The organism is Marinobacterium sp. MBR-111 (genome assembly GCF_040547585.1).
GTDB classification, from domain to species: Bacteria; Pseudomonadota; Gammaproteobacteria; order Pseudomonadales; family Balneatricaceae; genus Marinobacterium; species Marinobacterium iners.
This window is the reverse complement of the sequence record NZ_JBEPQA010000019.1, coordinates 71,659-86,292: the sequence shown is the minus strand read 5'-3', so window position 1 is coordinate 86,292 and position 14,634 is coordinate 71,659. Positions and strand designations below refer to the sequence as shown.

The following is a 14,634-nucleotide window of genomic DNA, read 5'->3' as shown; positions in this document are numbered from 1 at the left end:
AGCGGGCTTGGCCAACCGCACCGTTCGGTGCAACCTGTTGTCTCAAGCGAGGCGCGTATTCTACCGCAACCCGTTTCAGTGTCAACCGTTTTTTTCGTTTGTTTTCACTGCCTTGGCGGAGAAAACAACGCGCGGTCAGCGCTGATGAGGTGGCGTATTCTACAGCGATTCGGATCGCTGTCAACGCCCTGTCAAAACTTTTTTAACACTCAGAAGCGTAGTGCTGGATATCGATCAGTTCAACCGAACCCGGATCGATTCGCTCATTGAAAAAGTTCGTCGCCACTCGTGCAAAGCGCTCTGGCCCATCTGTCACCAAAAAAGTCAGACTGCCCCGTATTTGGTTCTTGTTCTGCAGCACTCTGGCTTCCAGCTCGCACTTTACCGCTTCAGCGGTGGTCTGAGCTGAATCAACCAACTGAATATCGTCACCGGTCACTGCTGCTATAGCACCCCTCAATGCAGGGAAATGAGTACAGCCTAATACCAGCGTATCCAACGGAAACTGACTATCAGCCACCAGCAGGGGTTGAAGACAACGCGCGACTATCTGCTCTACCAGGTCGCCTTCATGCCAACCCTCTTCCGCCAAAGCAACAAACAGAGAGCATGCTTGAGCACGAATACGTGCATCGGGCCTCAAACGAAGAATAGCTTTCTGATATGCCTGATTGTTTGTTGTACTTTCGGTCGCGATAACACCGATATGCCCCTGTTGACTCACTCTGCACGCTGCATCAGCACCTGGCTCGATTACACCCAGTACCAGAAGATCCGGGTAGCAGGCCTGCAAATGCTCAAGCGCCATGGCTGAGGCTGTGTTGCAGGCAACAACGATAGCCTTTATCTGGCGACTACTCAGAGCACAGACAGCCTGCTCGGCATAACGCCGGACCGACAAGGCACTTTTTGTACCGTACGGCACCCTTGCGGTATCGCCGAGATAGACAAGATGTTCTTCCGGTAAGGCTTGCCTGAGCGCATTAAGGACGGTCAAGCCGCCAACACCGGAGTCAAATACACCAATAGCATATTCTGATCGTGAATCTACAGACTTAGCCATCACGTCGAGCTCGCTTCTTGGCTTTATGCTTCAGCGTTTTGATGTGTTGACGACTGCGCTCCTTTTTGGCTTCTTGACGAGCAGTCAGGGTATTTTTGCGTCCAGCAAAAGGATTGTCGCCCGTACGGAACTCAAATCGAATCGGTGTTCCACGTACTTTCAAATATTTGGTAAAGCGGTTTTCAAGATAGCGCTTGTAAGAGCCGGGTAACGCATCCGTCTGATTACCATGCACTACGATTATTGGCGGGTTGGAGCCACCCTGGTGTGCATAGCGTAACTTGATGCGTCGATTGTTTACTGCCGGCGGCTGGTGGTCAGCCACTACATCTTCCAGCAGTCGAGTCAGCTGATTGGTAGACCATTTCGCCATTGCTGAATCGAAAGCTTCGTTAACAGAGATATACAGATCACCAACACCCGAGCCATGCAGCGCAGAAATAAAGTGAAAGCGAGCAAATGCAGCAAATTCCAGTTTTCGTTCTACTTGCTTTTTAACATCGGCACGATCGTCCGGGCTCATGCCATCCCATTTATTAAGTGCAACAACCAATGCCCGCCCAGAGTCAATGACAAACCCAAGCATGCTCAAGTCCTGCTCGGTTACACCCTCACGCGCATCAATCACGCTGATAACAACATTTGCATCCTTGATTGCCTGCAGCGTTTTTACGATGGAGAACTTCTCCACCGCTTCTTTGATATTTTTCCGCCTTCGTACACCCGCTGTGTCGATCAGAATATATTTCTGCTCATCACGTTCATAAGGAATGTAGATACTGTCACGTGTTGTGCCCGCTTGGTCAAAGACAACCACGCGGTCTTCGCCCAGCATCCGGTTAACCAGGGTTGACTTACCCACGTTCGGGCGTCCGATCACGGCAATTCGAATATTATCTGTATAGGCTCCCTTAGCCGCCTCTTCGCCGCCCTCCTCTTCCTCAGAAACAAAGGGCGCCAGCACTTCGTCAATCAGCTGACTGACACCACGCCCGTGTGAAGCGGCTATGGCAACAGGCTCACCAATACCGAGCGCATGAAAATCAGCCATGGCGGTATCCGGGTCGATCCCGTCGGTCTTGTTCACAACCAGCCAGCATGACTTATTGTTGCGCCGCAGGTGATCGGCAATCATTTCATCAGCCGGGTTGAGGCCTGCACGACCATCTACAAGGAACAGAACTACATCCGCTTCCTCTATCGCGAACAGTGACTGCTCGGCCATCCGTTGATCAATGCCGGCCTCATCCCCTGAAATACCACCAGTATCGATAACAATGTAGTCACAATCGCCAACACGGCCTTCTCCGTACTTGCGGTCACGGGTCAAACCCGGCAAATCTGCAACAAGTGCATCACGCGAGCGTGTCAAACGATTGAACAGTGTGGATTTGCCAACGTTGGGACGACCAACCAGTGCAATTACGGGCAACATAGGATTTCACCTGAAAACAACTCGGCGGCCACTGTGGATAACAGCGGCCGCCGATAATGGACCCACAGATCCGGATTATTTAAATTTCAGCGCAGTCAGACGACCATCATTGCTGAGCACATAAAGCACATCATCACGTACCAGCAGATCACTCTGGACACCGGAGGAGCTGACGCGATGGCGAGCTGTAAAATGACCGTCAACCTGAGACAACACATGCAGATAACCATCTGCATCAGCCGTAACCAGAGAGTTACCGAGCACAACCGGTGTAGTCAGGCGTCGATACTGAAGACCATCCTGGCTCCACACACTGGCACTGTTACGCGCATCAAATGCATGCACATGGTCTTCATCCGAAATTGCGTACACATTACCGAAACCACCAGCAAGCCCACGATAGGTAGACAAATCCTGACTCCAGACAACCTGTCCATTACCTGGATTCAGTGCCACCAAGCGTCCCTGATAGCTGCCAACATAAACGATACGGTTGTAGACAAGCGGTTTACCATCAATATCAACGATACGCTCAAGCTCCGACCGCCCCTCAGCCAGCGAAATACGCTGCTCCCAGACAGGCCGCCCCGATGCATTCTCGACGGCAACAAGCTTGCCATTGGCAAAACCGGCCAGAGTCAGGTCAGCAGCCACAATGGGGGCGCTTGTACCGCGCAGACTGAGACGTGGTATCTGACTGTCATAACTCCAGCGCCGTTCACCACTGCCCACTTCAAGTGCCGTAATCTTGCCATCCAGCTGCTGTACAACAACGAGCTCCGCATTCATCTGCGGCTGGGAAATCACTTCGGAGGAAGCTTGGTAGCGCCAACGCTCACTACCGTCTGTGGTATCGAAAGCGATCACTTCACCCGACTCTGTCGCGAGGACCACGATACCGTTTCCGGCACCAACACCACCTCCTATCGGAGTTTCCAACTCGACACGCCAATTGATACGCCCGGATGCCAGATCCGCTGCAACCAGATCACCTTCAACATTGACTGCAAAAATCTGCTGTTCATCAATGGAAGGAACCAGTTGATGAAACTTGGAGCCCAAACTACCACCGGTACTCAGACTCCACAGCTGTTGAAATTGCTGTTCGGCTTCGAAGTCAACCAGTGGATTTGGCTCAACGGTTTCTTCGCTACTGAACAACCCACAGCCAGCAAGGGAAACACTCACGGCAATCGCTGCGGCTGTTTTTACCCAGCATTTCATGACTCGGCTCCTGCAAGGTCATCCCGTTTCATTTTCAGAAGCGGACGCAGCTGTTCGCCGCCGCCCAGCTGCAGGGCTCGATCATAGGCTGCGAAAGCTTCAGCCGGTCGACCGTTATTGGCATGAAGGTCTCCCAGAAGTTCCTGATACTGCACCTCATAAGTACCCGCATCAGCATTCTCCAGCAGGCTAATAGCAGTATCCGCGTTCCCCTGCTGGCTCAACAGCATTGCCTTTCGCAGTGTAGCCACACGAACAATATTATCGACTTCATCCGTTGCGCCCAAGGTCCAGTCCAGCTCCTGCAACGCGCGCTCAACCTCTCCATTTCCAACGGCCATTGCTGCCATCATGAGGGCACCATAGCGTGCATAAGCCGTGTCAGCGTAGTCAGAGCGAAGCTGCTCATTCAGATGAACCGCTGTTGCATATTGAGAGTCATTCACACCACCGGCAGACAGCTGTACCGCTTCTGTCAGATTCTGGTAAAGGGCAGACGCATTGGCTGCTTTCTGCTCCTGATTACTCTGCCAGGCTTTCCAGCCGAGCACGATTGCCACCGCAGCCGCGACACCAACTACCAATGCCTTGCCGTTTTCCTTCCACCAATCCTTGAGCGCCTGCACCTGCTCTTCTTCGGTACGCAATTCTGCCACTGTCCACTCCTGCTAAATTGAATCGCCTGGCTAAACTTCAGCGTGTAAAAATTTGTTTCAGCTGGTCTGTCAGCTGCTGAATGCCAAGATCATATACTGTCTGTTCCTGATACCAAAGAGATGCCTGCATCTCATCGGACTCGGTTTGCTTGAGTAGCGCTATTACCGGCGCTCCGGTCTGACGAGCTTTGGCCGCGATATTTTTCAGTCCCGAGCAGTGGGTTCGAATGCGGAGCCCCGGCAGGCATTCACGCAGCTGCTCGGCCAGCAAAATCAGGTCCGCCTGCAACCCCTTGTGTTCTGCCGCCAGGTAAAGATCAAAGGTCTGGCGCACATGATCAGGAACCAGCGCCAGAGTCTCAAGCAGAAGAATCAAACGCTCAACACCCATTGCAAAACCAACCGCAGGTGTTGGTTTTCCGCCAAGCTGCTTTACCAGCCCATCATAGCGACCACCGGCACATACGGTACCCTGAGCCCCCAGTTGGTCTGTTACCCATTCGAAAACGGTTTTGCAATAATAGTCCAGACCACGAACCAAATAAGGGTTAACCTCATACTGCACTCCGGCAGCATCCAGTATTGCGCACAGTTGCTCGAAGTCAGCCGCAGACTCCTGATCGAGATAGTCTGTCAGTACCGGGGCCTGCTCAAGCAGTTTGCGCGTACCCTCGTCCTTGGAGTCCAGGATACGCAGAGGATTTGATTCCAGCCTGCGCAGGCTGTCTTCATCAAGCTGTTCAGAATGCCTGCTAAGATATTCCACCAGTGCATCGCGGTAACGTGCACGCGCTTCGTTGCTACCCAGTGAGTTCAGCTGCAGCGTTACAGACCGGTCCAGGCCCAGTTGACGCCACAAAGCGGCACTCATGAGAATAATTTCAGCATCAATATCCGGTCCGGCCATACCAAAAGCTTCAACACCTACTTGGTGGAACTGGCGATAACGACCTTTTTGTGGTTTTTCGTAACGAAACATGGGTCCCTGATACCAGAGACGCTGCGTCTGATTGTACAGGAGGCCATGCTCTTCACCGGCACGAACACAACATGCCGTCCCCTCTGGCCGCAATGTCAGACTCTCGCCATTGCGATCTTCAAAGGTATACATTTCTTTCTCAACAATATCGGTTACTTCACCTATTGAGCGCTTGAACAGATCAGTTTGCTCTACCACCGGCATGCGAATTTCAGCATAGCCATAGCTACCAAGTACATTTTTTACAGTGCTTTCAAGGTACTGCCAAACCGGTGTCTGGTCCGGCAGGATGTCATTCATGCCGCGAATGGCTTTAATTTTGCTCAAAACGTCAGCTTTCCTGTTTCGATGAGAATATGTGGGAACTTTTAAAGAGGTAGACTAAAACGGGCGACATTGTCCTTGCTCAACACGGCAAGATCAATGGACTCCCCTTCATAGCTGATCATACGTACGGCATTGACCTTACCGATAACCACAGCCAACGTGGAGTCGCTCTGGAAATTGAGCGACTGGCCTGCCTGCGCCACACCGTTGAACAACGTGCGCCCACCAACCTCACGAATGCTGATCCAGCAGTCATCGCTGAATGCCACTTCGAGACCGTTGGAAACCGACGTAGCAGGAGTAGACTCCCGCTCCTGCTCAGCCGCAGAGGACGCCGCCTCTTGCTCGTCCTGCAATTGTTCGATCTGCTCTTCAGTAAGGTAGACCGGTTCTTCCTCATCGGCCGCTGCGATGGGCGCGGCAATAACGTCCTCACTCTTGTCTGAAGCAGACCCCTCAGGGGCAACATCATCCAACTGAGGTAAAATCAAGGTGTTTCCATCGCTGGTTTCTATTGATAAAGGCCTGTTATCCAGTGGTTCACGATCTGCTGTCGTGAGGCCCTGCTGGGTTTGCCACCACCAGACACTGGCTGCAATCAATGCCAGTACAAAAAGCCAACTGCCAATCTTGAGCAATGGACGCCCCTGATGACGACCCGGTACGGTTGAAACCGTACCGATGGCCTTAACCGCATTGGCCATTTGGACATTACCGCTTGCACGATTGTAACTGGCAACGATTGCGTCTGCGTCAAGCCTGAGAAACTTGGCATAGGAACGTATATAGCCACGCGAGAAAACGGGGTCAGAGAGGTACTGCAGGTCCCCCTTTTCAATCGCTTGTACAACCGCCTTGGATAAATTCAGCTGCCTGCATACCTGTTCAACACTCAGCCCTTGCTGCTCACGGGCCTGAGTAAACTGAACTGCTGGAAAATCGCTGCTTGTGCTTTCGGACCGGGCTTCTTCGCTCACTGAGCTGTCTCCTCATAAAGCCGATATTCTTGCGACTTCGGGTACAAATTCTTGAGCAGCAGCGCATAGGTTGCAGCACGGGACACATTACGCTCTGCGCGAGCCAACCGTATCCCCAACCAAAGACTTCTGGAGCTGTGCTCTGTACGCTGCTGATCAACCAGTTCACGAAAACGTTCAAACAGACGATTGGATGCTGCATTCTCGCCCTTATCCAGCAACAACCCAGACAGCTCGACCAACGCAACCGGCCGGTTACCATTAATTGCCAGAGAGCGCCTGAAGGCCTCTTCCGCTTTCTCAGGTGAATCGATCAAAAGGTAACATCGGCCCAGATTCTCGAATGCCTGCGCACGCTGCTGATAAAAAGGATCAGTGGTTGCCTGGTTAAGCTGCTCACATGCCTCTCCATAACGCTGCTGCGAGAACAGGAAGGCTCCGTAGTTGTTATGAATCATGGCGGAGGTTCTGTCAGCCGACATCGCCTTGCGGAAATATTCTTCAGCGAGCTCGAATTCCTGCTCGGTCTGAAAAATCAGCGCCATTGCGTTATAGGCCGGGGCATAGCCGGAATCGATTGCTATGGCACGCTGAACCGACGTTTTGGCATTGACGGTATTGCCCGCCTGAAGATACTGCAGACCAAGATTGGTATAGGCCTCCAGTGCATCCTGAGGTGAATTGGCAGCATTGCCGGAACCGGTGGTCTGGCTCGCGCAGCCAGCCATCAGCGTTACTGCAAGCAGCAACATCAACACACCGGATCGTTTCACTCTACCCCCTTATAACCTTTGACTCTTTACGTGAACAGGCTCTTCTTGTACCACAGGAATATACTTTTGGCTACGCCGGGTACGGTCTTCAACCTGACCCACAAGCTGCCCACAAGCTGCATCCACATCATCGCCACGGGTACGCCTTACCGTCGTAATGATCGAAGCTTTCAGCATAATATCCTTGAAGCGCTGAATCGCCCCTTCCGATGGGCGACGATAATCAGAATTGGGGAAAGGGTTGAACGGAATGAGGTTCAACTTACAGGGCACCTGGCGCAGCACCTTAACCAGCTCCCGCGCGTGCTCAGGCTGATCATTAACACCCTCAATAAGAGTGTACTCGACCGTAATCACACGCTTGTCATTCAATCCCTCAAGATAACGATTGCAGGCGGCGATCAGCTCTTCAATTGGATAACGCTTGTTGATTGGAACCAGTTCGTTACGCAATGCATTGTTTGGTGCGTGCAGTGAAATTGCCAATGATACGTCGCTGACTTCACGCAGCTTGTCCAGAGCCGGCACCACCCCCGCCGTACTCAGCGTCACCCGACGCTTGGACAGCCCGTAGGCATTGTCATCCATCATCAATTGAGTCGCATCAACAACATTGTCGAAGTTCATAAGCGGCTCACCCATACCCATCAACACCACGTTGCTGACCCGGCGTTCTGACGGATCAAACGGGCCATAGGCACGGATAGCCACACGGAGCTGAGCAATAATTTCAGCCGTTGACAGGTTACGGTTGAAACCCTGCTTGCCGGTCGAACAGAAACTGCAATCAAGTGAGCACCCGACCTGTGATGACACACACAGCGTACGTCGGTCGCCATCAGGTATGAGTACCATTTCGATCGCCGAACCACCATCCATCCGAATGACCCATTTGCGGGTCCCGTCTTTGGACACCTTGTCCAACAGGATCTCAGGCTCGCGAATTTCAGCCATTTCAGCCAATCGAGCACGCAACGCCTTGCTGATATTGGTCATCTCATCGAAGCTGGATGCGCCCTGCTGATGCAGCCATTTAAGTACCTGAGTGGCACGAAAACGCTTTTCGCCCATCTGCTCAAAAAAGTCTTCCAGCTTGGTGGGCGACAGTCCCAGCAGATTGATCTTGGTGGGGGACTCGGACATCGGATGTTTACTCATCTTTGGGGTAACAGGCTGCCCGGACGGGCAGCCCGAAGGGTCTATCAGGCGCCGAAGAAATAGGCGATTTCGCGCTCGGCAGAAGAGGCAGAGTCGGAACCGTGTACCGCATTGGCATCAATGGACTCGGCGAAGTCACGGCGAATGGTGCCCTCAGCCGCTTCTTTCGGGTTAGTCGCACCCATCAGTTCGCGATTCAGAGCAATTGCATTCTCGCCTTCCAGCACCTGAACAACAACCGGACCGGAAGTCATGAAGGCAACCAGGTCAGCAAAGAACGGACGCTCTTTATGCTCAGCGTAGAAGCCTTCAGCGTCTTGCTTGCTCAGCTGCTTCATCTGCATGGCGACAATTTTCAGATCAGCTTTCTCAAAACGGCTAACGATTTCGCCAATTACGTTTTTTGCCACTGCGTCCGGTTTGATGATGGAAAGTGTGCGTTCAACTGCCATAGGTAACATCCCCAATCTATAGTACTAAGGTCAATAAGGCGCAACATTATACGCAAAGCACCTCTTACTGAACAGCAGCGACTCTCAAAGCTGTCAATCCATTTCCTCGATCCAGGCCATCTGGATCGCTTCGAGGATTTTTTCGCCACAGTGATCAGGATCATCATCAAACTCATCGAGTTCCATCACCCGACTATAAAGGTCGGGGAAACTGATTCTCAGCGGATCCTGTTCCGGAAAGCGCTCAACCAGCTCTATGGCAATATCGTTTACATCCGTCCACTTGAGACCCATAACTCACCTCAGTGCTGTTCTGACACCTGATTAATGGTGTACTTGGGAATTTCAACTACCAGATCCATACTATCCACAACCGCCTGACAACTGAGACGCGACTCCGGCTCAAGCCCCCAGGCCTTGTCGAGCATGTCATCTTCGAGCTCATCCGCCTCATTAAGAGAATCAAAGCCTTCGCGTACAATGACATGACAGGTGGTACAGGCGCAGGATTTTTCGCAGGCATGTTCAATTTCGATGCCGTTGGCCAGTGCCAGATCACAGATTGTGATGCCGCCTTCTGTCTCTATGACCTTGCCTTCAGGGCACAATTCCTCATGCGGAAGAAAGATTACCTGTGGCATCAGCGGGTCTCCTTATCGATTTCATCAATGGTATGGCCGGACAGGGCACGGGAAATGCTCTGGTCCATCCGACGTGAAGCGAAGAAGTCACTGGCCTTGGCCAACTGCTCAACCCCCGCTTCGATGCGACGGTAATCAGCCTCTGCAACCAGTCGCTCAAGCGTTGCAATTTCGGACTGCAGCATGGAGACTTCAGCCTCATTCAGGAGGCCTCCATCCTGCGACATGGCCGCCCTCAGTGCAGCAATAATACGCTCGGCCTCAACCTGCTGCTCTCGCAGATTTCGAGCCTCAAGATCTTCTGCCGCATGACTGTAGGACTCCTTCAGCATACGTGCAATTTCGTCATCGCTCAGGCCATAGGACGGCTTCACCTGAATACTGCTGACCACACCTGTTGAAAGCTCCTGTGCGGACACATTGAGCAAACCGTCGGCATCAACCTGAAAAGTCACACGAATTTTGGCTGCACCCGCGGCCATCGGCGGAATATCGCGCAGAACAAAGCGTGCCAGTGAACGGCAGTCACTGACCAGTTCACGCTCGCCCTGAAGCACGTGGATCGCCATTGCGGTCTGACCATCCTGATAGGTGGTGAACTCCTGCGCCCTTGCAACCGGGATCGCCGTATTACGGTGTACAATCTTTTCAACCAGCCCGCCCATGGTTTCAAGTCCGAGGGACAGGGGAATGACATCCAGCAGCAGCATGTCACTGTCAGGCTTGTTGCCAACCAGCACATCCGCCTGCAGCGCCGCTCCGATCGCCACCACACGATCCGGATCTATATCAATATGTGGCGCTCGACCAAAGAATTCTCCCACCGCATCGCGTACACGCGGTACGCGGGTTGAGCCGCCCACCATGACAACTTCAGCGATATCAGCCTTATCTATGCCTGCATCCTTCAATGTACGTCGACAGGTACGCAGGGTACGGCTCACAAGCGGTTCGATCAGCTCATCAAACTGGGCACGGGAAACATGCACCTCCACCTCCCGACCACCGGCCGAAAGAGTCTCAGTCACCTCAGCCTCATCCGTAAGGCGCTCTTTTATGCGTCGCGCAAGGGCTGAAACGCTGCGTGCCGATGACGCATCCAGCTGCTCAGCCAAACCACTCTGCTGCAACAGGTGTTCCGCCAGCATGCGGTCGAAATCATCACCACCCAGCGCCGTATCGCCACCGGTAGCCAACACTTCAAACACTCCACGGTTCAGTCGCAGAATGGAGATATCAAAGGTTCCACCGCCCAGATCATAGACGGCGATCACGCCCTCATCTTCCTGATCCAGACCATAAGCAACCGCTGCAGCCGTCGGTTCGTTCAACAGGCGAAGCACCTTAAGTCCGGCAAGCTGCGCCGCATCCTTCGTTGCCTGACGCTGAGCATCATCAAAATAGGCAGGGACCGTAATAACGGCACCTTCCAACTCACCACCCAGCGCTGCACGCGCACGCTCAGCCAGTTCAGACAATATATCAGCCGAGACCTCTACCGGGCTCTTGTTCCCGGCCGCCGTTTGCAGATAGGGCATGCCAGAATCGGACGCGACCAGATGATACGGCATTTCGTCACCCAGCCCTTTCATCGCCTCTACGCCACGCCCCATCAGGCGCTTGACTGAACTGATGGTATTGTGTGGATCCTGGGCGGCACCTGCCAGCGCTCCAGCACCTACCAGAGGAGCCTCGCCGGCGCGATAGCGCACAACTGAGGGCAACAGATGTACCCCCAGCGCATCCGCCAGGGTAACAGCAGCCCCACTGCGCACCGATGCTACCAGTGAGTTCGTCGTACCCAGATCAATTCCGACCGCCAGCTTGCGCGCGTGCGGCTCCGGACTCTGTCCGGGTTCAGCTATTTGCAGTAGTGCCATAGTGCTTCCGTTAGTCTTCGAACAGTCTGTCTTCGAGCGCTGCGACTTCCGTCTGCAGCTTGGACATGAATTGCATCTTGCGCACCTGTAGCTCCGCCTGCTCCAGCGACTGGGCTTCCCAGGCACGAGCAAAGCCGGACTCCAGCGAGCGCAGCTCAGCTTCTACCAACGCCGTCAAACGCTCCAACTCCGCCTCGGGGTCACTGCATTCAGGCGCTTCAGCTACCTGCTCACGCAGCTCCATCTGTTCCATGAGAAACATGGGATCGAGCTGTACGCGTGAATCATGCAGTGTATCGATACCCTGGAGGGATAATAGATACTGCGCTCGCCGCAACGGTGACTTGAGAGTAGAGAGGGCTTCATTCAGATAGGCAGTATACTGAACCGCAAGACGCTGCTCTCGGTCAGACTGATGTGAATGTCTGTCAGGATGAAGCTGCTTTTGCAGCTCCCTGTAACGCGAGGAGAGTTCGGCCTGATCGATATCAAAACCGACCGGCAGGCCGAGAAATTCAAAATAGTTGCGCGTGATATCCATCAACCGACCTCAATAACCCCGAACGGGTCAGATGTTGAAGCTTTCACCGCAACCACATTCACTTCGTACGTTCGGGTTGTTGAACTTGAACCCTTCGTTGAGCCCTTCTCGAACAAAGTCCAGCTCAGTACCGTCAAGGTAAGTCAGGCTTTTGGGGTCAATCATTACCTTCACTCCACCGAACTCAAACACCTCATCTTCAGGCTCGCCGGAATCAACAAATTCCAGCACATAAGCCATGCCGGAGCAGCCCGAGGTTCTGACGCCAAGGCGTATACCTTCCCCGTGGCCTCGCTGTTCCAGGTAGCGCGCGACATGGTCAACCGCGGCCTGTGTCATGCTAATCGCCATAATCACCCCAGTAACGGGGGCACCAGCCCCCGCTTTCACTCACTTCTGCTGTTTCTTGCGGTAGTCTTCTACTGCAGCCTTGATCGCATCTTCGGCCAGAACCGAGCAGTGGATCTTCACCGGCGGCAATGCCAGCTCTTCGGCAATACGAGAGTTTTTCAGCTCGGATGCCTGATCCAGTGTCATCCCCTTGACCCACTCGGTCACCAGAGAACTGGATGCAATGGCTGACCCGCAGCCGTAGGTCTTGAAGCGTGCATCTTCAATTACACCCTCGTCACTGACCTTGATCTGCAGTCGCATTACGTCACCACACGCCGGGGCACCAACCATACCGGTACCTACATGCGGGTCATCGGCGTCCATTTTACCGACATTGCGCGGATTTTCGTAATGATCAATTACCTGTTCGCTGTAAGCCATGATAAACCTCCAAAAACTTTAGCGGTGTTAGTGGTGAACCCACTCAACCTTGCTCAAATCGACGCCGTCTTTATACATATCCCACAGCGGCGACAGTTCACGCAGTTTTTCCACTGCGTGACGGCATTGTTCAACTGCATAATCCACCTCTTCTTCAGTGGTGAATCGACCCAGCGAGAAACGGATGGAGCTGTGTGCCAGCTCATCATTCAACCCCAGTGCACGCAGCACATAGGACGGTTCAAGGCTTGCTGAGGTACAGGCAGAGCCTGAGGAAACCGCCAGATCCTTTATCGACATCAGCAGCGACTCGCCTTCCACGAAGGCAAAGCTGATATTCAGGATTCCCGGTACGCGCTGCTCGGTGGAGCCGTTAACGTGAACCTCTTCCATATTCTGCACACCATCCCAAAGACGTGCGCGCAGTGTTTCAAGCCGGGCAGTTTCAGCCGCCATCTCTTCACCTGCGATACGGAAAGCCTCACCCATCCCTACAATCTGATGGGTCGGCAAGGTACCGGAACGCATGCCACGCTCGTGACCACCGCCATGAATCTGTGCTTCGATGCGTACACGCGGCTTGCGGCGTACATAAAGAGCACCAACACCCTTGGGGCCATAAATCTTGTGTGCGCAGACCGACAGCAGATCCACCTTTAGCTCGTTGAGATTGATTGGCAGTTTGCCAGCGCTCTGAGCCGCGTCGACGTGGAAGAGAACACCCTTTTCACGGGTAATCTCGCCGATGGCCGCGATATCGGTAATGGTGCCGATTTCATTATTCACGTGCATCAGGGACACCAGAATAGTGTCATCGCGCAGCGCTTCGGAAACCTGGCGCGGACTGATAATACCGTTGCTGTCCGGTTCCAGATATGTCACCTCAAAACCTTCACGTTCCAGCTGACGGCAGGGGTCAAGCACCGCCTTGTGCTCAATTTTCGAGGTGATGATATGTTTACCCTTCTTGTTATAGAAGTGGGCAACACCCTTGATTGCAAGGTTGTCAGACTCGGTGGCACCGGATGTCCAAACAATTTCACGCGGGTCCGCACCCAGCAGATCAGCCACCTGACGACGCGCATTTTCCACCGCTTCTTCAGCTTTCCAGCCGAACAGGTGGGAACGGGACGCCGGGTTACCAAAGTTCCCGTCCAGTGTCAGACACTCGGTCATCTTCTGAGCCACGCGCGGATCAACCGGTGTGGTTGCAGCGTAATCAAGGTAGATCGGCAGTTTCATCTCATCTCTCCAAAAAACTCTCACACAGCGGCTTTGTGGCGCGCTGATTGTTCGGTAGTACTGGCGATCAGCCGCTGCTGACGATCTGCCACCTGTTGGACATCTCGTCGTGCAACCAGATCAGCCAGACTGATGCTACTCAGAAAGCCGTGAATCTGATCACTCAGGTCGCACCAGAGATGATGCGTCAGGCATACTTCACCACCCTGACAGCCACCGTTGTGCTGGCAGCCGGTTGCATCCACCGACTCGTTGACCGCATCGATCACTTCAGCCACATTGATCAGACCCTGCTCTCGCTTGAGCTGATATCCTCCACCAGGCCCACGCACACTGCGCACAAGCTCGTTGCGGCGAAGCTTGGCAAACAGCTGCTCCAGATAAGACAGAGAGATTCCCTGCCGTTCGGAGATATCAGCCAGGCTGATCGGCCCCTTGCCTTCGTGCAATGCCAGATCAAGCATCGCCGTTACGGCGTAACGCCCTTTAGTTGTCAATCGCATAATTATCCC

General features: G+C 53.4%; 18 protein-coding genes. 1 reads left to right on the top strand and 17 read right to left on the bottom strand.

What is annotated here, in order from left to right; genetic code table 11:
• Positions 1 to 206: hypothetical protein (locus tag ABIE61_RS13530; protein ID WP_354410323.1), on the top strand; the 206-nt coding region annotated here is incomplete at its 5' end.
• Here the strand turns inward: ABIE61_RS13530 and murI are convergent.
• From murI to iscR, 17 genes are all read right to left on the bottom strand, one after another.
• Positions 203 to 1,063 (bottom strand): glutamate racemase, encoded by an 861-nt coding sequence (murI, locus tag ABIE61_RS13525; RefSeq protein WP_354410321.1) that lies wholly within the window; start codon positions 1,061 to 1,063, stop codon positions 203 to 205. The two genes, ABIE61_RS13530 and murI, sit on opposite strands and share 4 nt — an antisense overlap.
• A complete protein-coding gene (gene der / locus ABIE61_RS13520) occupies positions 1,056 to 2,498 on the bottom strand; it encodes a ribosome biogenesis GTPase Der (protein WP_354410319.1) in 1,443 nt (480 codons plus the stop codon). The genes murI and der overlap by 8 nt, the downstream gene beginning before the upstream one ends.
• Positions 2,499 to 2,573: 75 nt before the next feature.
• The gene (gene bamB / locus ABIE61_RS13515; protein WP_091827788.1) at positions 2,574 to 3,722 is read right to left on the bottom strand and encodes an outer membrane protein assembly factor BamB; all 1,149 of its coding nucleotides are present in this window, start codon (positions 3,720 to 3,722) and stop codon (positions 2,574 to 2,576) included.
• Positions 3,719 to 4,378: a YfgM family protein gene (locus tag ABIE61_RS13510; RefSeq protein ID WP_091827789.1), complete on the bottom strand. Its 660-nt coding sequence runs from the start codon at positions 4,376 to 4,378 to the stop codon at positions 3,719 to 3,721. The genes bamB and ABIE61_RS13510 overlap by 4 nt, the downstream gene beginning before the upstream one ends.
• Before the next feature lie 37 nt (positions 4,379 to 4,415).
• Entirely contained in the window at positions 4,416 to 5,657 is a 1,242-nt protein-coding gene (gene hisS, locus ABIE61_RS13505; RefSeq protein WP_354410330.1) for a histidine--tRNA ligase, read from the bottom strand.
• Between the two features lie 68 nt (positions 5,658 to 5,725).
• Entirely contained in the window at positions 5,726 to 6,661 is a 936-nt protein-coding gene (locus ABIE61_RS13500) for a RodZ domain-containing protein (RefSeq protein WP_354410314.1), read from the bottom strand.
• Positions 6,658 to 7,434, bottom strand: coding sequence for a type IV pilus biogenesis/stability protein PilW (gene pilW, locus ABIE61_RS13495; protein ID WP_354410311.1), 777 nt, complete (start codon positions 7,432 to 7,434; stop codon positions 6,658 to 6,660). The genes ABIE61_RS13500 and pilW overlap by 4 nt, the downstream gene beginning before the upstream one ends.
• Positions 7,435 to 7,443: 9 nt before the next feature.
• On the bottom strand, positions 7,444 to 8,577 hold the full coding sequence (gene rlmN / locus ABIE61_RS13490; protein WP_354410309.1) for a dual-specificity RNA methyltransferase RlmN: 1,134 nt from the start codon (positions 8,575 to 8,577) through the stop codon (positions 7,444 to 7,446).
• Between the two features lie 59 nt (positions 8,578 to 8,636).
• Complete coding sequence (ndk, locus tag ABIE61_RS13485; protein WP_206835551.1) at positions 8,637 to 9,044, bottom strand: nucleoside-diphosphate kinase; 408 nt, start codon at positions 9,042 to 9,044, stop codon at positions 8,637 to 8,639.
• A 93-nt stretch (positions 9,045 to 9,137) separates the two neighbouring features.
• Entirely contained in the window at positions 9,138 to 9,338 is a 201-nt protein-coding gene (gene iscX / locus ABIE61_RS13480) for a Fe-S cluster assembly protein IscX (RefSeq protein WP_091827795.1), read from the bottom strand.
• 8 nt (positions 9,339 to 9,346) lie between these two features.
• Positions 9,347 to 9,685 carry an ISC system 2Fe-2S type ferredoxin gene (gene fdx, locus ABIE61_RS13475; protein ID WP_091827796.1) on the bottom strand — a complete coding sequence of 113 codons (339 nt, stop codon included), beginning with the start codon at positions 9,683 to 9,685 and terminating at the stop codon, positions 9,347 to 9,349.
• On the bottom strand, positions 9,685 to 11,565 hold the full coding sequence (gene hscA / locus ABIE61_RS13470) for a Fe-S protein assembly chaperone HscA (protein WP_206835554.1): 1,881 nt from the start codon (positions 11,563 to 11,565) through the stop codon (positions 9,685 to 9,687). Before hscA ends, fdx begins: the two co-directional genes overlap by 1 nt.
• 10 nt (positions 11,566 to 11,575) lie before the next feature.
• Positions 11,576 to 12,106, bottom strand: a complete 531-nt coding sequence (gene hscB / locus ABIE61_RS13465; protein WP_354410307.1) for a Fe-S protein assembly co-chaperone HscB — start codon at positions 12,104 to 12,106, stop codon at positions 11,576 to 11,578.
• Between the two features lie 27 nt (positions 12,107 to 12,133).
• Positions 12,134 to 12,457: an iron-sulfur cluster assembly protein IscA gene (gene iscA, locus ABIE61_RS13460; RefSeq protein ID WP_091827842.1), complete on the bottom strand. Its 324-nt coding sequence runs from the start codon at positions 12,455 to 12,457 to the stop codon at positions 12,134 to 12,136.
• A gap of 39 nt (positions 12,458 to 12,496) precedes the next feature.
• On the bottom strand, positions 12,497 to 12,880 hold the full coding sequence (gene iscU / locus ABIE61_RS13455; protein WP_091827799.1) for a Fe-S cluster assembly scaffold IscU: 384 nt from the start codon (positions 12,878 to 12,880) through the stop codon (positions 12,497 to 12,499).
• 27 nt (positions 12,881 to 12,907) lie between these two features.
• Positions 12,908 to 14,122, bottom strand: coding sequence for an IscS subfamily cysteine desulfurase (locus ABIE61_RS13450; RefSeq protein ID WP_091827800.1), 1,215 nt, complete (start codon positions 14,120 to 14,122; stop codon positions 12,908 to 12,910).
• A 20-nt stretch (positions 14,123 to 14,142) separates the two neighbouring features.
• Entirely contained in the window at positions 14,143 to 14,625 is a 483-nt protein-coding gene (gene iscR / locus ABIE61_RS13445) for a Fe-S cluster assembly transcriptional regulator IscR (RefSeq protein ID WP_206835562.1), read from the bottom strand.
• Between the last annotated feature and the right edge of the window lie 9 nt (positions 14,626 to 14,634).